The organism is Streptomyces sp. GL_141 (assembly GCF_057834385.1).
Map to the genome: position 1 here is coordinate 1,578,092 of NZ_CM174402.1, position 23,593 is coordinate 1,601,684.

At 72.4% G+C, this 23,593-nt stretch carries 7 protein-coding genes and 1 pseudogene; 4 read left to right on the forward strand and 4 right to left on the reverse strand.

All coding sequences use genetic code 11. The annotated features are described in order from the left end of the window. Window positions 1–119: 119 nt before the first annotated feature. The 3 genes from AC3IX6_RS06925 to AC3IX6_RS06935 all read left to right on the forward strand — a co-directional run bounded on the left by AC3IX6_RS06925 (window position 120) and on the right by AC3IX6_RS06935 (window position 4,802). Window positions 120–1,610, forward strand: coding sequence for an MFS transporter (locus AC3IX6_RS06925; RefSeq protein ID WP_489369354.1), 1,491 nt, complete (start codon window positions 120–122; stop codon window positions 1,608–1,610). 196 nt (window positions 1,611–1,806) lie between these two features. After that, on the forward strand, window positions 1,807–3,276 hold the full coding sequence (locus AC3IX6_RS06930) for an FAD-dependent monooxygenase (RefSeq protein WP_489371359.1): 1,470 nt from the start codon (window positions 1,807–1,809) through the stop codon (window positions 3,274–3,276). A gap of 77 nt (window positions 3,277–3,353) precedes the next feature. Further along, window positions 3,354–4,802: an FAD-dependent monooxygenase gene (locus AC3IX6_RS06935; protein WP_489369355.1), complete on the forward strand. Its 1,449-nt coding sequence runs from the start codon at window positions 3,354–3,356 to the stop codon at window positions 4,800–4,802. Between the two features lie 225 nt (window positions 4,803–5,027). Here AC3IX6_RS06935 and AC3IX6_RS06940 read toward each other — a convergent pair whose 3' ends face one another. Next, the gene (locus AC3IX6_RS06940) at window positions 5,028–6,254 is read right to left on the reverse strand and encodes a cytochrome P450 (protein ID WP_489369356.1); all 1,227 of its coding nucleotides are present in this window, start codon (window positions 6,252–6,254) and stop codon (window positions 5,028–5,030) included. Between the two features lie 25 nt (window positions 6,255–6,279). After that, window positions 6,280–7,530 carry a cytochrome P450 gene (locus AC3IX6_RS06945; protein ID WP_489369357.1) on the reverse strand — a complete coding sequence of 417 codons (1,251 nt, stop codon included), beginning with the start codon at window positions 7,528–7,530 and terminating at the stop codon, window positions 6,280–6,282. Window positions 7,531–7,730: 200 nt separating this feature from the next. Between AC3IX6_RS06945 and AC3IX6_RS06950 the strand changes: the two genes are divergently transcribed. Continuing rightward, window positions 7,731–8,612: a TIGR03620 family F420-dependent LLM class oxidoreductase gene (locus AC3IX6_RS06950; RefSeq protein WP_489369358.1), complete on the forward strand. Its 882-nt coding sequence runs from the start codon at window positions 7,731–7,733 to the stop codon at window positions 8,610–8,612. 31 nt (window positions 8,613–8,643) lie between these two features. Here the strand turns inward: AC3IX6_RS06950 and AC3IX6_RS06955 are convergent. Together AC3IX6_RS06955 and AC3IX6_RS06960 are read right to left on the reverse strand one after the other, a co-directional pair. Continuing rightward, a pseudogene (locus AC3IX6_RS06955) lies at window positions 8,644–11,865 on the reverse strand (type I polyketide synthase); the annotation flags it as partial. Window positions 11,866–11,909: 44 nt separating this feature from the next. Further along, entirely contained in the window at window positions 11,910–23,573 is an 11,664-nt protein-coding gene (locus tag AC3IX6_RS06960; RefSeq protein WP_489369359.1) for an SDR family NAD(P)-dependent oxidoreductase, read from the reverse strand. Window positions 23,574–23,593: the final 20 nt, after the last annotated feature.

A 23,593-nucleotide genomic window follows, 5' to 3' on the forward strand; every position in this document is an offset into this window, starting at 1 on the left:
ACACCTCCGACTGAACGCCGCGCGCCGCCACTTGCGAGCCAACCCCCACCCACCTATAGTGAACGCCACCGTCTACTTTTTAAATCGAACTTTCGAATCATCACCCATCGGAGGGGACTGTGTCCACCACATCCACGCGCGCTGGAACGACCGGCGCCACCAGCGGCGCCGGCCGCCAGCGCAAGCCCGGAATCGCTCTCCTGGTGATCGTGCTGAGCCAGTTCATGGTCGGGCTCGATGCCACGGTCGTGAACATCGCGCTGCCCGACATCCGCCACGATCTCGGGTTCTCCGCAACCGGCCTGGCCTGGGTGAGCAGTTCCTACACCCTCGCCTTCGGCGGTCTGCTCCTGCTCGGCGGACGCATCGGTGACATCCTCGGCCGCCGCCGCGTCTTCATCGCCGGTCTGGTCCTCTTCGGTGTCGCCTCGCTGCTCGGCGGCCTCGCCAACTCGGACGAGCTGCTTCTCGTGTGGCGTGTCGTCCAGGGCATCGGCGCCGCTCTGGCCGCGCCCAACTCGCTGGCGCTGATCGCCAGCAACTTCGAGGACGGTCCGGAGAAGAACAAGGCCTACGGTGCGGTCGCCGGCTCCTACGCCGCGAGCCTGGCGCTCGGCCTGCTCCTCGGTGGACTCCTCACCTCGACGGTCTCCTGGCGCTGGGTCATGTTCATCAACGTCCCGTTCGCGCTGCTGGTCCTCGTGCTCGCCCCGAAGTACGTCGTCGAGGCGGAGCGCCACCCGGGCAAGTTCGACCTCGGCGGCACGATCCTGTCCGCCGGTTTCATGACCTCGCTCGTCTGGGGTCTGCTGCACGCCGCGGAGAGCGGCTGGGACAACACCGAGACGCTGGTCGCGCTCGGCGCGGCGCTGGTCCTGCTGCTCGCCTTCTTCGCCGTGGAGAGCAAGGTCGAACAGCCGCTCCTGCCGCTGGACCTGTTCCGCAGCCGCAACCGGGCCGGTGGCTACTTCAGCCTGGTCGGCCTCGTCGCCACCATGGGCGCGATGAACTTCTTCGTCAGCCAGTACCTCCAGGACGGCCTGGACTTCAGTCCGCTGACCGCCGGCTTCGCGTTCCTGCCGATGGCGGTGGCCATCCTGGGCGCCGGCGCCCAGGCCGCCAAGCTCCTCGGCAAGACGGGCCCCAAGCCGGTCATCCTGATCGGTGCGCTGCTGATCGGCGGCGGCATGCTGTGGATGTCGTTCGTCTCCGACTCGACCACGTACCTCAGTGGCGTGCTCGGTCCGATCCTGCTCTTCGGTGCGGGCGCCGGCCTGGCCATGACCGCGCTGTCCGGGGTCATCCTCTCCGACGTGTCGGGCAAGAACGCCGGATCCGCGGCGAGCGTCCTCGAGGTCATGCAGTGGATCGGCTTCACGCTGGGCATCAGCATCCTCTCCACGGTCTTCGGTTCGGCCAGCCGTGACGCCGCCGCCGCGGTTCCGGGTGACGCCCAGCACGCACTGGTCGAGGGTCTGGGCTCCGCCTTCACCATCTCCCTGGCCTTCGTCGTCTTCTCCATCCTGGTCGCGATGATCGCCATCAAGCCGGCCGCCCCGCAGCCCGAGGCTGCCGCGGCTCCCGCCGACGGGGCGGAGGCCTCGGCCTGACCCGGCCGCGCACTCCGTCTCCCCACCGACACCTCCGGAACCCCCGCCGGAGGTGTCGGTGTCTGCGTTGCGCGCAGGGCCGCGGCGCGGCCTTAAACACTCCTTCAGGGCCGGTTTAGCGGCGCGGTCGAGGCTAGGTCCAAACACCCCTGCCTGGCTTCAAGCCGCGAAGGAGTACGTCGTGAGTCGAACCGTCGTGATTGCGGGTGGTGGGCCCGTTGGCCTCATGCTCGCAAGCGAGTTGAGCCTGTCGGGTGTCGAAGCCGTCGTCATCGAGCGCTTCACCGAACCGAGCGACTACTCGCGCTCGTTGACCTTGCACGCCCGGACCGCGGAGGTCCTGGAACAACGCGGGCTGAACCGGTTCAGCGAGTACCCGCGGGTCGCCTCCTACAATTTCGGGCTCGTCGAGCTCCAGGACTACATCGACGACGAGACCCTGCTCCCGCTGCTCGTACCGCAGCGGGACATCGAACACCTGCTGGAGGAGCGGGCGGTCGAACTGGGCGCCGACGTCCGGCGCGGTCAGGAGGTCGTCGGTTTCGAACAGGACGAGGCCGGAGTCACCGTCACCGTGCGCCCCGCCGACGGCCCCGAGTACCGGATCTCCGGCGCCTACCTGGTCGGCTGTGACGGCGGCAGCAGCATCGTCCGCAAGCTCGCCGGGATCGACTTCCCCGGCACCACGTCCACCGCCGACGGCCTGACCGCCGACGTGATCACCCCGGAAGACGTGGAGGAGTTCATCCACCCCACGATCTGCCAGCCCGGCATGTACGCGTCGATTCCGCTGAGCCCCGGTCTGCACCGGGTGACCGCCTTCGAGTTCGGTGTGCCGAAGACGAGCAAGCACATCCCGCCCACCGTCGAGGAGTTCCAGGCGAAGTTCCGCAAGTGCGCGGGACGGGACCTGGGCATCCTGGCCACGGGTGAGGTCCGCCACCTCTCCCGCGTCGGGAACGCCACCCGGCTCGCCGCCCAGTACCGCAAGGGCCGCGTCTTCCTCGCCGGCGACGCCTGCCACATCCACCTGCCGATCAGCGGCCAGGGTCTGAACACCGGCGTGCAGGACGCGCTCAATCTCGGCTGGAAGCTCGCCGCCGAACTGAACGGCTGGGCGCCGGCCGGACTGCTGGACACCTACCACGCCGAGCGGTGGCCGGTCGGCGAGCGGCTCTGCTGGAGCACGAGCGCCCAGGACGGCCTGCTGTTCCCGCTGGACCAGGTCGCTCCGCTCCGGGAGCTGTTCACCGAGCTGGTGAAGATGGACGCGGTGAACAAGTTCCTGATGAACACCCTCAACGGGCTGGGCATCACGTACGAGATGAGCCCGAACGGCAGGGGCGACGAGCCGGTGCACCCGCTGGTCGGCAGCCGCGTACCGGTCGGCAAGCTGTCCACGGCCGAAGGCGAGATCACCTTCTCCGAGACACTGCACACCGGCCGCGGGGTCCTGTTCCTGATGGGCGGCGACGAGCTGCCCGAGGATCTGGCCACCCGGTGGGCGGACCGCGTCGACGTGATCCGGGCCGAACCGAGCCCCGAAGTCGGCGCGGCCACCCTGCTGATCCGGCCCGACGGATACGTCGCCCACGCGGATGACGCCGGCGCGGACCGCGATGCCCTGCGCGGCGCGCTGCTGACCTGGTTCGGCCGGCCTTCCTGACCCTGCGCACCGGTGTCCCCCCGAGGCCTCGCCCCGGGGGCACCCGTCGTCCCCGCACCATCGAGAAGGAGTCTGTTGTGAGTCAAACCGTTGTGATCGCGGGAGGCGGCCCGACCGGGCTGATGCTCGCCGGCGAACTGGGTCTGGCGGGCGTTCGCGCCGTCGTCCTGGAACCGCGCACCGAGATCGTCGAGCACTCCCGCGGAATGGCGGTTCACGGGCGCACCCTGGAGCTCCTGGAGCAGCGCGGGCTGGCCGACGACCTGCGCGCCCAGGGCATCTTCGCCTGGCCCCGCACGCCCTTCGCCTTCCTCTGGCTCGACCTGGACGGCGTGGGGCCCGAGGACTTCACCTACGGCATGCCGCAGTGGCGGACCGAGCGGCTGCTCGAGAAGCGGGCGGCCGAGCTGGGCGCGGACGTCCGGCGCGGCCACGAGCTGGTCGGATTCACCCAGTACGCGGACGGGGCCACCGTGACCGTGCGCTCCCCCGACGGCGAGTACGAGCTGGACGCGGCCTACCTCGTGGGCTGCGACGGGGCCGGGAGCGCGGTCCGCCGACTGGCCGGGATAGCCCAGCAGGACCACGGGTCGTCCTCTTACTACGGCGTTCTGGGAGACGTGGAGGTCGCCGAGGGCGAGGAGTTCGATGCCGGGCTCCACGCGGCCGGCGTGTTCGGCGCGATCCCCATCGGGCCCGGCACCCTGCGGCTCATGACCATCGAGTTCGACGCGGAGCCGGTCGCCGCGGACGTGCCCGTCACCGAGGCGGAGCTGAAGGCGAGCATCGAGCGGATCGTGGGCACGTCCCCGGACATCAAGGAGACCCGGTACCTCGCCCGGTTCGGCGAGCAGAGCACGGTGGCCGAAAGGTTCCGCGAGGGCCGGGTCCTGCTCGCCGGGGACGCCGCCCACGTGTCCTTCATATCGGGGACCCAGGGGCTGAACGCGGGCCTTCAGGACGCCGTGAACCTGGGCTGGAAGCTGGCCGCCGAGGTCCGGGGGGACGCCTCCCCCGGCCTGCTCGACTCGTATCACGAGGAGCGGTACCCGGCGGCGGTCCAGGCGTGCGCGCACGCCCGGGCCCAGATGGCTCTCATGCACCCGCTGTCCAAGGTCACTCCGCTGCGGAGGCTGTTCGAAGAACTGCTGAAGTTCGAGGAGGTCAACCGCTACCTGCTGGAGCTGCCCACACGGGTGCGGTACCCGGCGCCCGCGCCGCAGGACCACGCCCTGGTCGGCCGGCGGATCGGCGGCACCGCGCTGTTCACCGCCGAAGGGGAGACCACCGTCGCGGCGACGCTGCGCGGTGGCCGGGGCGTGCTGCTCCGGCTCACCGACGACGACGGCGGGGCCCCGGTCGAGGGCTGGCAGGGCCGGGTGGAGAGCGTGACGGCCAAGCCGGTCGCCGAGATCGACGCGGCCCTCGTGCTGCTGCGGCCGGACGGGCACGTCGCCTACGCCGGTTCGGACGCCGGGGCCCTTGAAGGGGCCCTGCGGACCTGGTTCGGCGAGCCCGGCCGCTGATCCGCTGCCGAGCCGAAAAGCCGTGTGCCCCGGGCTTCCCGCCCGGGGCACACGGCTTTTCCTCGGGGCCGGGGCCGCGGGAGACCGCAGCCGGCGGTTCGATCCGCAGCGGGGCGGCCGGTGACGCGGGCGGTGCGGCCCTCCCATACGGAAGGGACCGGCCCGTCGGCTGATGGCAGCCGACGGGCCGGTCCCTCGGGTCGTGCGGCCCGATCGGCCCGTTCCCTACCAGGTGACGGGGAGCTCCGGCATCGTCACGCCGTAGCCGCCCTCCGACCAGGGCAGGTCCTCCGGCGCCTTGGCCAGCCGGAGGTCCGGGAAGCGGTCCAGCAGGGCGGTCAGCATGAGTTCCAGCTCGGTGCGGGCGAGGTGCACCCCGACGCAGTAGTGGCGGCCGGCGCCGAACTGCATCGTGCTGGGCTGCCTCGGCCGGTCGAACCGTACGGTCTCCGGGTCCGGGAAGGCCTCCGGGTCGTAGGCCGCCGCCACCAGCGGGGTGAAGACCGCCTGGCCGGCCTTGATGGTGCCCGCGCCGGAGACCAGCTCCACGTCCTCGGTGGCCAGGCGCATCAGCCCGGTGGCACCGCCGCCGGGCGGGTTGTGCCGGAGCAGCTCCTCGATCGCCGTGGGGATGAGCGACCGGTCCGCCTGCAGGGCCTCCCAGAGGTGCCGCTGGCGGAGCAGGGTGAAGGTCATCCGGCTGATCGAGTTGGCGATGGTCTCGTTGCCGCCGATGATCAGCGTGCGGATCGTCGAGACCAGCTCCTCCTCGGACAGCCGGTCGTCGCGGTCGCGGGCACTGATCAAGTGGTCGATGAGCGCGTCGCCAGGCTCTTCGCGCCGACGCCGGGCCAGGGCCACGACGTAGTCGTTGAAGTCGGCGGCCGCCTTGTCGAGCTCTTCGCGGGGCATCGCGAAGGAAAGCCAGGCGGAGACCCACTTCAGCAGCTGCTCGCCGTCCTCTTCCGGGATGGCCAGCATCTTGCAGGTGAGCTTGGTCGGCAGCTTGTAGGCGAAGGACATCAGGTCGGCGGGCCGGCCGGCCTTCTCCATCTCGTCGAGGAGGAGGTCGATGCTCTCCTGGACCTGCGGGCGCCATGCGTCGGCGCGGCGCGGGGTGAAGGCCGAGGCCAGGATCCGGCGCAGCCGCAGGTGGTCCTCGCCGTGCATGTTGAGCATGATCGTGGGGTCTTCGAGCATGAGCAGGTTGTGGAACAGCCGCGGCGCCTCCGGGTCGGAGAAGTCGCGGGTGAACCGCCGGTCGTCGCTCATGATCTGCTGGATGTCGGCGTGCTTGAGGGCGAGCATCGCCCGGTCGCCGGTGGGCAGGGTGACTTCGCTCAGGGGGCAGACGGCCCGCCTGCGCTCGAATTCGGGCGGCGGGGACGACATCGGCCCGTCCTGGAACGGGAAGGGCGCGGGTGCGTCGGTGCTCTGGGGTGTCTCGGTCATGAGGTGACCCTCCTCGGGTATCGGACTACCAGGCCGCGGGAAGGCAGGGCATCCCGACGTTGAAGTTGCTGTGGTCCCAGGGAAGTTCCTCGGGCTTGATGGTCATGTGCAGGGTCGGGAACCGGTCCATCAGCGCGCTGAGGGCGATCTCGATCTCGGCCTTCGCCAGGTGCGCGGCGGGGCAGTAGTGCCGGCCGGCGCCGAACATCAGGGTCGACGTCGACTTCGGGCGGTCCAGCTTGAACTTCGTCGGCTCGGGGAAGGCCTCCGGGTCGTGCGCGGCGCCGATGATCGGCGTGGAGATCCACTGGCCCTTGCGGACGAGGGTGCCGGAGGGCAGCTCCACGTCCTCGGCGGCCATGCGCAGGATGCCCACGGAACCGCCGCCGGGCGGGTTGACGCGGAGCAGCTCCTCGACCGAGCCGACCAGCAGCGAGCGGTCCTCGACCAGCATCTCCCAGTGCCCGCGCTCGGAGAGGAGGGTGAGCAGCGCCCGGCTGATGCCGTTGCCGATCGACTCGATGCCCGCGACGACCATGGAGCGGATCATCGACTCCAGCTCGGCGTTCGACATCCGCTCGCCCTCGTCGTGGGCGTTGACCAGGACGTCGACCAGGGCCGTGCCCGGGTTGGTCCGCGCCCGCTCGACGGTCGCGTCGACCCATGCGCTGAACTCGGCCTGCACCGCCGCCATCGTCTCCTGCTCGGCCACGGAGACCCAGGTGCCGACCCAGCGGATGAGCCGCTCGCTGTCCGAGTCGGGCAGGCCGAACTGGCGGAGGATGAACTTGACCGGCAGCAGGTTCGCGAACTGGGTCATCAGGTCGGCCGGCGAGCCCTTGGCCTCCATCTCGTCGATCACCCCGTCGACGATCTCCCGGATCTCCTCGCGCCAGCCCTCGACGCGGCGCGGGGTCATCGTGGGGTTGATGATCCGGCGTAGCCGCAGGTGGTCCTCACCGTGCATGTTCATGAGGAGCGTGGGGTCCTCGAGGACCTCCATGTTGGGGAACAGCTTCGGAGTGTCGTCCTCGGAGAGGTCCCTGATGAACCGGCGGTCGTCGCTCATGATCGCGAGGATGTCGGCGTGCGTCACCGCCAGCAGCACCTCGTCGTCGAGCGGCAGGGTGACCTTGCTGACGGGACACTCCTTGCGGCGGCGGGCGAACTCGGGCGACGGCGTGCCCTGAGGTCCCTCCGGGAACGGGTACCGGTCGGGCCCCTGGGGGAACGGGAAGGCACTGGGACTGGCTTCGGGCGCGACGGTTTCGGACACAGAAGACCCCTTCAACGGGCGGAGCTCGGTCAGCGTTCGGCACGATGCTCGACCCGCGCCCTAAGGCACCGCTAAAGCGATTCCTGCGGCCCCGCGGCAGGTGCGCGGCGGGAATCCACGCCTCCACTGGTAGGGAACGGTCCCGTACCGTATCGTGAATTTGCGACTCAACTACCTGCGAGAGCAAGGATTTTGTACTGATGAATGACGCCAGGCTGGATGTCGGCCGTCTCGGATTGTGGACCAACCAGTTCGACAACGTGCCGATCTCGCAAGCGGTGGAGGCGACCAGGGAAATCGAGGAGCTCGGCTACAGCGCGCTCTGGCTCGGTGAGCTCTCCGGCCGTGAGGCCATGACCCAGGCCACGCTGCTGCTGTCGGCGACGTCCCGGCTGAAGGTGGCCACCGGCGTCGCCACCGTCTACGGGCGCGACCCCGTGACCACGGCCCAGGCGCAGCGAACGCTGCACGAGTGTTTCGGCGATCGGTTCGTGCTCGGCCTCGGGATCAGCCACCCCTGGTTCGTGGAGAAGGTTCGCGGGCTGTCCTTCGGCCCGCGCGTGTCCACCATGCACGACTATCTCGACCGGATGGACGCCGCCCCGTTCGGTCCCCCCGGGGCGCCGAAGCAGCTCCCGCGGGTGATCGGCGCCGTCGGCACCCGGATGCTGGAGCTGGCCGCCAAACGGGCCTCCGGCGCCGTCCCCTTCGGCATGCCGGTCGAGCACACCGCGCGCACCCGGGCCCTGATGGGCCCGGATGCGTTCCTGGGGGTGTTCCAGGCCGTGCTGCTCGGCCCCGAGGACGGGACGACCCGGGAAACGGCCTGGAACCACGTGGCGGAGTCGCTGCCGAACCGGGCGGACATGCTGCGCGGGCTCGGGTACTCGGTCGACCTGGCGGGCCCCGACGCCGAGCGGCTGGTCCGCTCCCTGGTCGTCTGGGGCGGCCGGGACGCGATCGCCACCCGGGTCAGGGAGCACCTGGACGCGGGTGCCGACCACGTCTCCCTGTCCGTGATCGGCACCCATGACGTACTGCCGCGCCGGCAGTGGCGCGACCTGGCCGGCCTGCTCGACTGACGGGCCGGCCGGCCCGCCGGCCCCGCCGTCGTCAGACGGCGAGGCCGGCGGAGAGCTCGTCGAGCAGGTGCCGCACCAGCGAACGGGGCGTCGGCCGGTCGATGACGACCACCGGCGCCAGTTCCACGCCCGTGGCCTCGACCAGGGCGTTGCGCAGTTCCAGTGCCGCGAACGAGGACATCCCGAGCTCCAGGAAACTCAGCTCGATGTCGACCTCGGCCACCGAGTCGAAGCCGAGGACCATGGCCGCCTGGGTGCGGACCAGTTCCAGCAGCAGTTCCTCGGCCTCGGCGTCCCCGAGACCCGAGAGCTTCGCACGGAGTTCCGCCCCGCCGTCACCCCTCGGGCCCGCCTCCGCCGAGGTGTGTTCCACGGTCTGCGACGGCAGTGCGGCGCTGCGTTCCGCGCGCCAGGCGGCCAGCGCCGGGAGTACCGCCCTGAGCGGTTCGAGGAGTTCCTCGTCCGCTCCGAGGAGGCCCGCGAGCCTGCCCGGGTCGGAGTCCGCCACCGCCGCCCACAGTTCGGCGTCGAACCCGGTGGGTTCCCCGCTGTCGTGCAACCAGTACCGGTTGCGGGCGAAGGCGTACGGGGGCAGCTCGGCGTGCGAGCCGCTGCCGCCGAGCAGCGCCTTCCAGTCGACCTCGACGCCCTGGACGTGGGCGGCGGCGAGCGCCGTGGTCACCGTGGCGAGCTCCGGACGTCCGCCGCGCAGTACGGGGGCCACCACCGCGGGCGCGGTGGCCAGGCACTCCTGGACCATGCCGGAGAGCACGGCGTCCGGTCCCAGCTCCACGAAGCGGTCCACACCGTTGCGCTCCAGCCAGCGCACGCCCTCCAGGAAGCGGACGGTCTGGCGGACGTGGCGGACCCAGTAGTCGGGCGAGCACAGCTCTTCCGCGGTGGCGAGCTCGCCGGTCACGTTGGAGACGACCGGGATGCTCGGAGGCGAGTAGCTCAGGCCCGCGGCCACCTGCCGGAACTCCTCCAGGATCGGATCCAGGTGGTGTGAGTGGAAGGCGTGGCTGACCCGCAGCCGCTTGGTCTTGACCCCTTGCCGACGCCAGTGCGTCGTCAGGTCGGCGACCGCCTCCGCGTCGCCGGATATCACCGTCGACTGCGGACCGTTGATCGCCGCCACCGCGACCCGGTGGCCGCTGGACAGCGACTCGTGGACGCGCAGGTGGTCGGCGGCGACGGCCGCCATCGCCCCGCCGGCCGCGACCGACTGCATCAGCCGTCCCCGGCCCGCCACCAGGGCCGCGGCGTCGGAGAGCGTCAGCACGCCCGCCGCGTGGGCGGCGGCGAGTTCACCGATCGAGTGGCCGATCAGGTAGTCGGGCCGCAGCCCCAGGTGTTCCACCAGGCGGAAGAGCGCGACCTCGACGGCGAACAGCGAGGCCTGCGTGTACAGCGTCTGGTCGAGCAGCGCCGCGTCCGCCGAGCGCACGGGGGCGAAGAGCACCGACAGCAGGGGCCGGTCCAGGTGCCGGTCCAGCTCCGCGCAGACCTCGTCGAGCGCCTCGGTGAACTCCGGCACCGACTCGTACAGTTCGCGCCCCATGCCGAGCCGCTGGCTGCCCTGACCGGTGAAGAGGAACGCGGTCCGGCCCGTGGCCGCGGCCTGGCCGCGGACCACGCCGACGGCCGGCTCGCCGGCCGCGATCCCGCGCAGTCCCCTGAGCAGGGCCTCCCGGTCCTCGGCGACGACCGCGGCACGGTGACCGAAGCGGGTACGGGCCGCCAGGGTCGCGGCGACGTCGGCGGAGGCGATCTCGGGCCGGTCGGCCAGGAACCGGCCGAGCCGGTCGGCCGCGTCCCGCACCGCGGTCTCGGTGCGGCCGGAGAGCAGCCACGGCACGACCCGCGGCTGCCGCGGCTCCCCCGCCCCTTCCCGCTCCGCCGGCTCGGCCGCCGGTGCCTGCTCCACGATCACGTGGGCGTTGGTCCCGCTGATGCCGAAGGAGGAGACTCCCGCGCGGCGGGGCGTGTCGGTCCGCGGCCACGGCACCGGCTCGCTGAGCAGTCGTACCTGTCCGGACGTCCAGTCCACGTACGGCGACGGGGTCTCGGCGTGGAGGCTGACGGGCAGGGTCTCGTGCCGGAGCGCCAGCACCGCCTTGATCACGCCCGCCACACCGGCCGCCGCCTGGGTGTGCCCGATGTTCGACTTGACCGACCCGAGCCACAGGGGGCGCTCCTCGGGGCGGTCCTGGCCGTAGGTGGCCAGGAGGGCCTGCGCCTCGATCGGGTCGCCCAGCGTGGTGCCCGTACCGTGCGCCTCGACCATGTCGACGTCCCGCGCGGCCAGACCGGCGTCTTCGAGCGCCCGGCGGATCACCCTTTCCTGGGAGGGACCGTTGGGCGCGGTGAGTCCGTTGCTCGCACCGTCCTGGTTGACGGCCGAGCCGCGGATGACGGCGAGCACGGGGTGGCCGTTGCGCCGGGCGTCCGACAGCCGCTCCAGCAGGAGCAGGCCGGCGCCTTCGCCGAAGCCCGTGCCGTCCGCGTCCGCCGAGAAGGGCTTGCACCTGCCGTCGGGGGCGAGCCCCCGCTGGCGGCTGAAGTCGGTGAACACCGCCGGGGTCGACAGCACGGTCACCCCGCCGGCGAGCGCCAGCGTGCAGTCGCCGCCGCGCAGCGCCTGGATCGCCAGGTGCATCGCGACCAGCGAGGACGAGCAGGCCGTGTCCACCGTGAGGGCGGGGCCCTCCAGCCCGAAGGTGTAGGCGACGCGGCCGGACGCCACGCTGGTCGCGCTGCCGCTTCCCAGGAAGGCCTCGTACTCGGCCGGCACGGTGCGCAGCCGGGTCGCGTAGTCGCCGTACATCAGACCGGCGAAGACACCGGTCTTGCTGCCGCGCAGGCTCCGCGGGTCGATGCCGCCGTGCTCGAAGGTTTCCCAGGCCACCTCCAGCAGCAGCCGCTGCTGCGGATCCATCGCGACGGCCTCGCGCGGGCTGAGCCCGAAGAAGGCCGGGTCGAACTCGTCGGCTTCGTACAGGAAGCCGCCCTCGCGGGTGTAGCTCGTACCGCTCTTCTCCGGATCCGGGTCGTAGAGGGACTGCAGGTCCCAGCCGCGGCCCGTGGGGAACCCGCCGATCGCGTCGGTGCCCTCGGACACCAGGTTCCACAGGTCCTGGGGGGTGCGGACGCCTCCGGCGAAGCGGCAGCCCATGGCGACGATCGCAACCGGCTCGGGGACCGCGGACTCCACCTCCCGCAGGCGCTCGCGGGTCTGGTGCAGGTCTGCGGTGACCCACTTCAGGTACTCGACGAGCTTTTCCTCGTTGTTGTCGCTCATTCGGGCCTCCGGCCTAGCTGCTGATCGATGAAGGCGAAGATGTCGCTGGTCGACGCGGAACTGATCTGGTCGGCGACTTCGGTGGATGTCGGGGCGGTGTCCCACTTCGCGAGGAGCCGCCGCAACTTCTGGGCCACCGCCTCGCGGACCTCCCCGTCGCCGGGCGCCGAGGTCACTGCGGCGTCCAGCCGTTCGAAGCGGTCCAGCTCGGCCAGCAGGCCCTTGGCGTCCGCCGGACGCTCGGCCTCCTGCGGGGCGAGCGCGGTGGCGATGTGTCCGGCGATCGCCGCCGGCGTCGGGTGGTCGAAGACCAGGGTGGCCGGCAGCCGGAGCCCGGTCGCGGCATTGAGCCGGTTGCGCAGCTCGACCGCGGTGAGCGAGTCGAACCCGAGTTCCTTGAAGGCGCGTTCCGGGTCCACCCCGCTCTCGTCGGCGTGTCCGAGCACCGCGGCCACGGTGCCGCGGACCAGGTCCAGCGTGACCTCCAGCCGCTGCTCCGCGGACAGTCCGCGCAGGCGCTGCGACAGGTTCACCGCCCGGGCCTTCGACGTCTGCCGGGACGGCGTCCGCACCAGCCCCCGGAACAGCGGCGGGAGGACGCCCGCGGCCGCCGCGGCGCGCAGCGCCGCCAGGTCCAGGGCGGCCGGAACGACCGCGATGGACCCGTCCGCCAGGGCCCGGTCGAAGAGGTCCAGGCCTTCCTGGGAGGTGAGGGCGCGGGCGCCGCCGCGTGACAGCCGGTCCACCTCTCCCGCGGACAGTCCCCCGGTCAGACCGGAGGTCTCCGCCCACAGGCCCCAGGCCAGCGAGGTACCGGGCAGTCCGGCCGCGCGGCGCTGGGCGGCGAGCGCGTCCAGGAAGGAGTTGGCGGCCGCGTAGTTGCCCTGTCCCGCGTTGCCCAGGGTGCCCGCCGCGGACGAGAAGAGCACGAACGCGCTCGGCTTCAGCTCGCTGGTGAGCTCGTGCAGGTGCCAGGCGGCGTCCACCTTGGGGCGGAACACCGCGTCCAGCCGCCGCGGTGTCAGCGACTGCAGTACGCCGTCGTCGAGTGCGCCGGCCAAGTGCAGGACGGCGGTCAGCGGGTGTTCGGGGTCGATGCCGTCGAGGACCCGGGCCAGCGCCGTGCGATCGGCGGCGTCGCAGGCGACGAGTGCGGCTTCGGCCCCGAGCGTGCCGAGCTCCTCCAACAGCTCGGCGGCGCCCGCCGCGTCCGGCCCCTGCCTGCTGATCAGCAGCAGGTGCCGGACTCCGTACGCGGAGACCAGGTGACGGGTCAGCAGCCGGCCGAGCGTGCCGGTGGCCCCCGTGATCAGGACCGTTCCCTCCGGGTCGATGCCGCCTCCGGGCGAGACGTCCTGCTCCGGCATCGCCCGTACCAGTCTGGGTGCCCGCAGTTGCCCTCCGCGCAGGGCCAGTTGGTGCTCTCCGGATGCCAGTGCGGCATCCAGGGAGACTCCGCCCGTGTCCTGCTCGGCGAGGTCGACGAGGACGATCCGGCCCGGGTTCTCGGACTGCGCCGAGCGGACCAGGCCCCAGACCGCGGCCGCGGCCAGGTCGGGTACCGAGTCGTCCGGGTCGGCGCTCGCCGCGCCACGGGTCACCACGGCGAAGCGGCTGTCCGTGTAGCGCTCGTCGGCGAGCCAGGTCCGGAGGGTCTCCAGTGCCAGCCCCGTCAGTTCGCGGACGGCTTCGGGCCCGGACCCGGGAGCCCCGGCGAGCGGGAGCACCAGCCAGTCCGGTGCCTCGCCGTCCGCGGTCAGGGCCGGGTAGGGCAGGGTGAACGGGTCGGGACCCGCCACCGCGACCCGTACGCCGGGGGCCGGCTGGGGCGCGGCCACGGCCGGCCAGGCGAGCGCGTACAGCGAGCGGTCGTCGCCGCCCAGGGCGCGCAGCTGCTCGGCCGGCATGGCCCGGACGGAGATCGACTCCACCGACGCCACCGGGACGCCCTCGGTGTCGGCGATCTCCAGGGCCATCGCCCGGGAGTCAGCGCCGACGGGCGACAGGCGCACCCGTACGGCGGAGCCGGCCGGCGCGTGCAGCCGGACACCGTTCCAGGCGAAGGGCAGCCGGACGGTGTCGGACACCTCCCCGGAGGCCATCGCGTGCAGGCAGGCGTCGAGCAGGGCCGGGTGCAGGGCGAAGCGGGAGTCCTCGTCGTCCTCGGGGAGCGCCACCTCAGCGAACAGCTCGTCGCCGGAGCGCCACAGTGCCCGCAGGCCCTGGAAGGCGGGCCCGTATTCGTATCCCTGGGCGAAGAGGTCGGCGTACCGGCCCTCGATGCCCACCTGCTGCGCACCGGCCGGCGGCCACTGGCCCGCGGGGAAGCCGGCCGGCCGCGCCGGGTCGCCCGGGGAGAGCAGGCCGGTGGCGTGCCGGACCCATTCGTCCTCGGCCGCGCCGCGCGAGTAGATCTCCACCGTGCGCCGGTCGGATGCCTCTTCGGGCCGGCCGACGGCCACCTGTACCTGAACGGCTTCCTCCGCGGACAGCACCAGCGGTGCTTCCAGGGTGAGTTCGTCGAGGGAGTCGCAGTCGACGCGGGCCCCGACGTGCAGGGCCAGCTCGACGAAGGCGGTGCCCGGCAGCAGTACCGTGCCCGCCACGGCGTGGTCGGCGAGCCAGGGGTGGGTCCGCAGCGACACCGATCCGGTGGCGATCAGGCCCTGGTCGCCCGCCAGGTCGACGCTCGCGCCGAGCAGCGGGTGCACGACCGCGGACATGCCCAGGCCCGCGGCGTCGCCCGCCGCGGCGCCGGTGGCCTCCAGCCAGAACCGGCTGCGCTGGAAGGGGTAGGTCGGCAGGTCCACCCGGCCCCGGTCACGGTCGCCGAGCAGCGGCGCCAGGTCGATCGGGGCGCCGAGGGTGTGCGCCTGGGCGACGGAGAGCAGGAACCTGCCGAGGTCGCCCTCGTCCCGGCGGAGGGAACCGACCACGCCCGCCGTCGCGTTCGCGGCTTCCAGGGTCTCCTGGATGCCGATGGCGAGCACCGGGTGCGGGCTGGACTCGACGAACAGCCGGTGGCCCTGGCCGGCGAGCCGTGCGATCACGTCCTCCAGGCCGACGGTCTGCCGCAGGTTCGTGAACCAGTACTCCGCGTCGAGCTCCGTGCCCCGCAGTGTCGTTCCGGTCACCGTGGAGTGGAAGGCGATGCGCGCCTCGCGGGGGGTGATCCCGGACAGCGTGGCGAGCAGCTCCTCCTTGATCTCGTCCACGTGCGCGGAGTGCGAGGCGTAGTCCACCTGGATCCGGCGGGCGCGGACGCCCTGCTCCACGCAGGCCGCCAGGAAATCGGCCAGGGCCTGCGCGTCACCGGAGACGACCGTGGAGCCCGGGCCGTTCACGGCCGCGACGCCGATCCGGCCGTCCCAGCCCGCGAGCAGCTCGCGGACTTCGGCGACCGGGAGCGGAACCGCGCCCATGCCGCCCTTGCCCGCCATCCTCGCGCCGATCAGCCGGCTGCGCAGTGCGACCACCTTGGCCGCGTCGTCCAGGCTCAGGGCGCCCGCCACGCAGGCCGCGGCGATCTCGCCCTGGGAGTGTCCGACCACCCCGGCCGGGCGGACGCCGTAGGACTGCCACAGCTCGGCCAGCGAGACCATCACCGCGAACAGCACGGGCTGGACCACGTCCACGCGGTCGAGCGACGGCGCGCCCTCGGCGCCCCGCAGCACGTCGAGGAGCGACCAGTCGGTGTACGAGGACAGGGCGGTGGCGCACTCGGCCAGCCGCTCGGCGAACACCGGCGAGCGGTCCGCCAGGTCGAGCGCCATGCCGGCCCACTGGGAGCCCTGGCCCGGGAAGACGAAGATCGCCTCGGCGGGATCGCCGGCCTGTCCCTGGACCACGTGAGGTGCGGGCCGGTCGGCCAGCAGTGCGTCCAGGCCCTGGAGCAGTTCCGTGCGGTCGGCGGCGACCACCACGGCCCGGTCCTCGAAGGCCGACCGCGTCGTCAGCAGGGCGTGGGCCAGGTCCGCGAGGGGCAGCGAGGCATCGGCGGCCACCAGTGCGCGGAGGCGTTCCGCCTGGTCCCGCAGTGCGGGGCCGCCGCGCCCGGACAGGACGAGGGGCACGGGCCCCTCGAAGGGATCGGAGGCCGCCGGGGCCTCCTGGTCCGGGGCCTGCTCCAGTACGACGTGCGCGTTGGTGCCGCTGATGCCGAAGGAGGACACGGCCGCGCGGCGCGGGTGGTCGGTCTCCGGCCATGCCCGGGCTTCGGTGAGGAGGCTGACCGCGCCGTCGGTCCAGTCCACCTCCGCGCTCGGCTCGCCGACGTGCAGGGTTTGGGGCATCCGGCCCGTACGGATCGCCTCGACCATCTTGATGATGCCGGCGACCCCGGCCGCCGCGAGGGTGTGGCCGATGTTCGACTTGATCGAGCCGAGCCACAGGGGATGTTCCGCGGGCCTGTCCCGTCCGTACGTCGCCAGCAGGGCCTGGGCCTCGATCGGGTCGCCGAGGGCGGTGCCGGTGCCGTGCGCCTCGACCACGTCCACCTGCTGGGCGCTCACTCCGGCGTTGGCCAGCGCCGCGCGGATGACCCGCTGCTGCGAGGGGCCGTTCGGGGCGGTGAGTCCGTTGCTGGCGCCGTCCTGGTTGACCGCGGAGCCCCGTACGACCGCGAGGATCCGGTGGCCGTTGCGCAGGGCGTCCGACTGCCGCTCCAGGAGCAGCATGCCGGCGCCTTCGCCCCAGGCCGTTCCGTCGGCGTCCGCGGAGAACGCCCGGCAGCGTCCGCCGGGTGACAGCGCCCGCTGGCGGCTGAACTCCACGAAGTTGCCCGGACCGGCCATGATCGTCACACCGCCGGCGAGCGCGTAGTCGCACTCGCCCTGCCGCAGTGCCTGGGCGGCGAGGTGGACCGCGACCAGGGAGGACGAGCAGGCGGTGTCCACGGTGACCGCCGGACCCTGAAGGCCCAGGGTGTACGAGATGCGGCCCGAGGCGACGCTCGTGGTGTTGCCGGTGGACAGGTATCCCTCGAAGCCCTCGGGAACCTGCGGGAGGCGCGAGGCGTAGTCGCCCGCGATCACGCCGGCGAAGATGCCCGTGCTGCTGCCGCGCAGTGCGGCCGGGTCGATCCCGGCCCGCTCCACGGCCTCCCAGGAGGTCTCCAGCAGCAGGCGCTGCTGGGGATCCATGGCCATGGCCTCTCGGGGGCTGATCCCGAAGAAGTCGGGGTCGAAGACATCGGCGTCGTGGACGAACCCGCCGGCACGCACGTAGGACTTGCCCACCGCGTCCGGGTCCTCGTCGTAGAGGCCGTCCATGTCCCAGCCGCGGTTCGTCGGGAACGGACCGATCGCGTCGGTGCCGTCGGCGACGAGCCGCCACAGGTCCTCGGGCGACGCGACGCCGCCGGGGTACCGGCAGGCCATGCCGACGATCACGATCGGGTCGTCGGAGGTCGCGAGGGCCTGACCGGCACCGGGCTGCGCCGGGCCGTCCTGCCCGCCGAGCAGCAGCTCGGAGCGCAGGAACTCGGCCAGGGCGACGGGGGTGGGGTGGTCGAAGACCATCGTGGTCGGCAGGCGCAGGCCGGTCACGGTGTTCAGCCGGTTGCGCAGCTCGACCGCGGTGAGCGAATCGAAGCCCGACTCGGTGAAGGCCCGCCCGGCGGTGATCGCCTCCGGGCCGGAGTGCCCGAGCACGGTGGCGGCCTGAGCCCGGACCAGGTCCACCAGCCGGCGTTCCCGGTCGGCCTCGGACAGGCCGGCGAGCTCGGCGCTCAGGGAGGAGCCGCTGGTGGCGGCGGCGCTGACGGCGCGACGCCCCGGAGTACGGAGCAGGCCGCGCAGGATTCCCGGCAGCTCGCCGGCCCCGGCCATCCGGCGGAGCGCCGGGAGGTCGAGCGCCGCGGGCACCATGAGGGCGCGGTCGGCCTCGGCCCCGGCCAGGAAGGCCCGCAGCCCCTCGGCGTCGGAGAGCGGGCGGACGGCGCTGCGGCCGATGCGGGCCCGGTCGCCGGCGGCCAGGTCCGCCGCCATGCCCGCACCGGCCCACGGGCCCCAGGCCAGCGAGGTGGCCGGGAGGCCGCGGAAGCGGCGCAGCTGGGCCAGCCCGTCGAGGAACGCGTTGGCGGCCGCGTAGTTGGCCTGCCCCGGGTTCCCGCTGATGCCGGCCAGGGAGGAGAACAGGACGAACATCGCGAGGTCGGTGCCCGCGGTGAGCTCGTGCAGGTGCCAGGCCGCGTCGACCTTCGGGCGCAGTACGGCCGCCAGCCGGTCGGCCGTCAGACCGCCGACCAGGCTGTCGTCGAGCACGCCCGCCGCGTGCACCACGCCGGTGAGCGGGTGCGCCGCGGGAACGGAGTCCAGCAGGGCGGCGAGAGCCGTCCGGTCCGCCGTGTCGCAGGCCTCGATCCGCACGCTCGCTCCGGCGGCCGTCAGTTCGGCCGCCAGCTCGCGGGCGCCTTCGGCCTCCGCACCCCTGCGGCTGGTCAGCAGCAGCCGGCGGACGCCGCGTTCGGTGACCAGGTGCCGGGCGATCCTTGCCCCCAGCGATCCGGTGCCGCCGGTGATCAGCACCGTGCCGTCGGCTTCCACGCCGGACGGCACCTGGAGCACGAGCTTGCCGACGTGCTTCGCCTGGCTCAGGAAGCGCATGGCCTCCGGCGACCGGCGCACGTCCCAGGCGGCGATCGGCAGCGGGCGCAGCACGCCCTGCTCGAACAGGCCCATCAGCTCGATGAGCATCTGCTGGATCCGGGCCGGGCCCGCCTCCATCAGGTCGAACGCCTGGTAGGAGACGCCGGGGTGCTCCTCCGCCACCCGCTCGGGCTCGCGGATGTCGGTCTTGCCCATCTCCAGGAAGCGTCCGCCGCGCGGCAGCAGCCGCAGCGAGGCGTCCACGAACTCGCGCGCGGTGGCGTCGAGCACCACGTCGACTCCCCGGCCCGCGGAGGCCGCCAGGAACTGCGCTTCGAAGTCCAGCGTCCGGGAGTTGGCGATGTGGGCGTCGTCCAGGCCCTGGCTCCGCAGTACCGGCCACTTGCCGGTGCTCGCGGTGCCGTAGACCTCCGCACCGAGGTGACGGGCGAGCTGGACGGCTGCCATGCCCACGCCACCGGCGGCGGCGTGTACGAGCACCGACTCCCCGGAGCGCAGGCCGGCGAGGTCCACCAGCCCGTAGTAGGCGGTCAGGAAGACGATCGGCACGGAGGCGGCCTGCGCGAACGACCAGCCCTCCGGTATGCGCGTGACGAGGTCCCGGTCGGTGACCGAGGTCGGTCCGACGCCACCGGAGAGCAGTCCCAGTACGGCGTCTCCGGGCGCGAGGTCGGTGACACCGGGGCCGACGTCCACGACGACTCCGGCGCCCTCGCTGCCGATCAGCGCACGGTCCGGGTACATGCCGAGGGCGATCATGACGTCGCGGAAGTTCAGACCCGCCGCTCGGACCGCGATGCGGACCTGCCCCTCGCCGAGCGGCTCCTCGGCGGGGACGGGGAGCAGTTCGAGGGCGTCGAGCGTCCCCGGGGTCGTGACGTCGAGCCGCCAGCCGTCCTCGGCGGGGGCCCGCAGGACGTCCTTGGCCGTCCGGCGGGCCAACTGCGGCCGGTAGGCCGCACCGTGACGGATCGCCAGCTCGCTCTCGCCGGCGGTGGCCGCCGCCGCGAGGACCTGGTCGGAGTCCTCCCGGCCGTCCACGTCGAGCAGCACGAAGCGGCCGGGGTTCTCCGACTGGGCCGTGCGCACCAGGCCCCGGACGGCCGCCGCGGCCAGGTCGTCACCGGCGTCGCCGGGGACCGCCTGGACGGCGGAACGGGTCAGGACCACGAGGGTGCTGTTGCGGTAGTGCTCGTCGGACAGCCAGTCCTGCACCAGGGCCAGGGCGCGGCCGACCAGACGGTGGGTGGCCCCGACGACGCCGTCGGGGTCGTCCGTCAGGGCCTCGGGGGCGGTCTGCGCGTACCCGAAGCGGGCAAGTACGAGACCGGGCGCCTTCGCGCCGGCGGGCGCCTGGGCCGCGAGGGAGGCCAGGTCCCGGTCACCGAGCTCCGTGAGGGCCTCGGCGGTGGCGGCCCGCTCGTCAAAGGGGGTGGCCACCCACTCCAGTTCGTAGAGGCCGTCCTGGACGGGCGCCGCGATCGACGCGATCTTGTCCGTGGCGACGGACCGCAAGGTCAGCGCGCCGACCGTGGCCACGGGCTGCCCGGAGTCGTCGGCGACGACGAGCGAGACCGTGTCGTTCCCGGTCGGGGTGAGCGCGACCCGGGCGCGGGTCGCACCGGTGGCGTGCAGGGTGATGTCCGTCCAGGCGAACGGCAGCCGGACCGAGCCGGCCGGCGAGTCCTGCGCGGTGATCGCGAGCGCGTGGAGCGCGGAATCCAGGAGTGCGGGGTGGATTCCGAAGCCGGCGGCGGCCTGGTGCTGCTCCTGCGGCAGCTCGACCTCCGCGTACACGGTGGCACCGACCTGCCAGGCCGCGCGGAGACCCGCGAAGGCCGGCCCGTAGTGATATCCGAGCTGCGCGAGCCCCTCGTAGAAGCCGTCGACGGACACCGCCGTGGCACCCTTCGGCGGCCATGCGGCGAGCGTCGGCGGCTCTTCCGTACCCGGCGCACCGACGAGCTGACCGGTGGCGTGGCGCAGCCAGTCACCCTCCCCGCTCCGCGAGTGCACGGCGACGGTTCGGCGGCCGGACCCGTCCGGTGCGTGGACGGTCACCTGGATCTGGACGCTGCCGGTGGCCGGCAGGACCAGCGGCTGTTCGAGGGTGAGGTCCTCGACGGTGGAGCAGCCGAGTTGGTCGCCCGCACGGATCGCCAGCTCCAGGAACGCCGTCCCCGGAACCAGAACCGTGTCACCGATCCTGTGGTCGGCCAGCCAGGAGTGGGTCGACAGCGAGAGCCGGCCGGTGAGGATGAGCGAGTCGCTGTCGGCGGGCTGGACCGTCGCGGAGAGCAGCGGGTGATCGGCGGCGGCCAGGCCGAGCCCGGCGGGGTCACTGCCGATCGGCTTCTTCAGCCAGTAGGGCTGCCGTTGGAAGGCGTACGTGGGGAGCTCGACGACTGCGGAGCCCGGGAGGAAGCCCTCCCAGTCCACGCCGACGCCGTGCGTGTGCACGGAAGCCAGGGCGGCGAGGAGGGAGCGCTTCTCGACACGGTCCTTGCGAAGCAGAGGGACCACGACGGTGCCCTCGGTGTCGGCCAGGCATTCGTTCGCCAGGCCGGCCAGGGTGCCGTCCGGACCCAACTCCACGAACGCCGTCACGCCGAGACCCGCCAGGGTCGCGATGCCGTCGGCGAAGCGGACGGCCGACCGCGCCTGCACAGCCCAGTACTCGGCCGTGAACTCCTCGATCAACTGCCCCGTGACATTCGAGACCACCGGGATCCGCGGAGCCGAGTACGTCAGCTCGCGGGCTACCTCGGTGAGCTCGCCCAGCATTCCGTCCAGGTGCGCGGAGTGGAAAGCGTGACTCACCTTCAGCCGGGTCGCCTTCACACCCTCGGCGCGGGCAATCTCCAGGACCTCGAGAACAGCCGCCTCGTCACCCGAAATCACCGTGCTGCCAGGGCTGTTGAACCCCGCCACATCCACACCAGTACGGCCCTCAAGCCAACCGGAAACCTTCTCCTCACCCGCATTCAGGGCCACCATCGCCCCACCCTCGGCAATACCGTCCATCAGACGCGCCCGCGCACACACAAGCCGCGCAGCGTCCTCAAGCGAGAGCACACCCGCAACATGGGCGGCGGCGAGCTCGCCGACGGAGTGACCCACCAGATAGTCCGGCGTCACGCCGTAGTGAGAGAGGAGACGGAAGAGGGACACCTCGATCGCGAACAGCGCCGGCTGAGTGAAACCGGTGCGCTGAAGCAGCTCCGGCTCACCCTCGATCACCCCGGCAAGCGAACGATCCAGGTGAACGTCCAGCGCCGCGACAACCTCATCGAACGCCGCCGCGAACACCGGCTCCGCCGCATACAACTCACGACCCATCCCCACACGCTGACTGCCCTGCCCAGAGAACAAGAACGCCACCGAGCCGGCCGATACGGGCCCGCCCGGGATCAGCGTCCGCAGTCCGTCGAGGAGCTCCTCGCGGGACTCCCCCACCACCACCGCACGGTGATCGAAACGAGCACGCGACACCGCCAGCGAACGACCCACCGCCGCGACATCCAGCTCCGGACGCTCCTCCAGGAACGACACCAGCCGGTCCGCCTGCTCCGACAGAGCAGCCCCCGTCTTGGCGGACACCACCCACGGCACCGGACCCGTAACGGGCTCGGCTACGGCTTCCTCGGCCTCGGCCTCGGCGGGAACGGCGACGGCCTGCTCCACGATCACGTGGGCGTTCGTACCGCTGACTCCGAAGGAGGAGACGCCGGCGCGGCGGGGGCGGTCCAGCTCTGCCCAGTCGCGCGGCTGCGTCAGCAGCTCCACCGCGCCGGCCGACCAGTCGACCTCGGGGGTCGGCTCGTCCACGTGCAGCGTGGGGGGCATGATCCCGTTGCGGATGGCCATGACCATCTTGATCACGCCCGCGACACCCGCCGCGGCCTGCGTGTGACCGATGTTCGACTTGATGGATCCCAGCCCCAGCGGGTTGTCGTCCTGGCGGGCCTGGCCGTAGGTAGCCAGGAGCGCCTGTGCCTCGATGGGGTCGCCGAGCTTGGTGCCCGTGCCGTGCGCCTCGACCACGTCCACCTCGGACGCCGACAGGCGGGCATTGGCCAGCGCGGCGCGGATGACCCGCTCCTGGGAGGGCCCGTTGGGGGCGGTCAGACCGTTGCTCGCACCGTCCTGGTTGACGGCGGAACCACGGATCACCGCGAGCACCTGGTGGCCGTTGCGCTCCGCGTCCGACAAGCGCTCCAGCACCAGCAGACCCACACCCTCGGCGAATCCGGTGCCGTCCGCGGAAGCGGACATGGACCGGCAGCGGCCGTCGGCGGACAGTCCGCGCTGCCGGCTGAACTCCACGAAGAGGCTGGGGCTCGCCATGACGGTGACGCCGCCGGCCAGCGCGATCGGGCATTCGCCGTCGCGCAGGGACTGCACCGCGAGGTGGAGCGCGACGAGCGAGGAGGAGCAGGCGGTGTCGACCGTGACCGCCGGACCCTCCAGCCCGAAGGTGTAGGCCAGCCGACCCGAGGCCACGCTGGTGGTGTTGCCCGTCAGCAGGTAGCCCTCCAGCTCGGGCGGGGTCTCACCCGGGCGCGTCGCGTAGTCCTGCGCGATCGCGCCGACGAAGACTCCGCCCTGCCGGCCGCGGACCGAGGCCGGGTCGATACCGGCTCGCTCGAAGGCCTCCCAGGCCGTCTCCAGCAGCAGCCGCTGCTGGGGTTCGATGGCGTCCGCTTCCCGGGGGCTGATGCCGAAGAACTCGGCGTCGAAGCGGTCCGCGTCGTGGAGGAAGCCGCCCTTGGTGACGTAGGTCCGGCCCGGGCTGTCCGGGTCGGGGTCGAACAGCGCGTCGGCGTCCCAGCCGCGGCCGTCGGGGAAATCGGTGATTGCGTCCACGCCTTCGTGGACGAGGTTCCAGAGCGACTCGGGCGAGTCCACTCCTCCGGGGAACCGGCAGGCCATACCGACGATCGCGATGGGCTCGTGCCGGCCGGCCTCGGCGTCGCGGAGCTCCCGGCGGGCCTTCTGCAGGTCGGTCGTGACCCGCTTCAGGTAATCGCGAAGCTTCTGCTCATTGGACATCGTGCGTCAACACCTTCGAA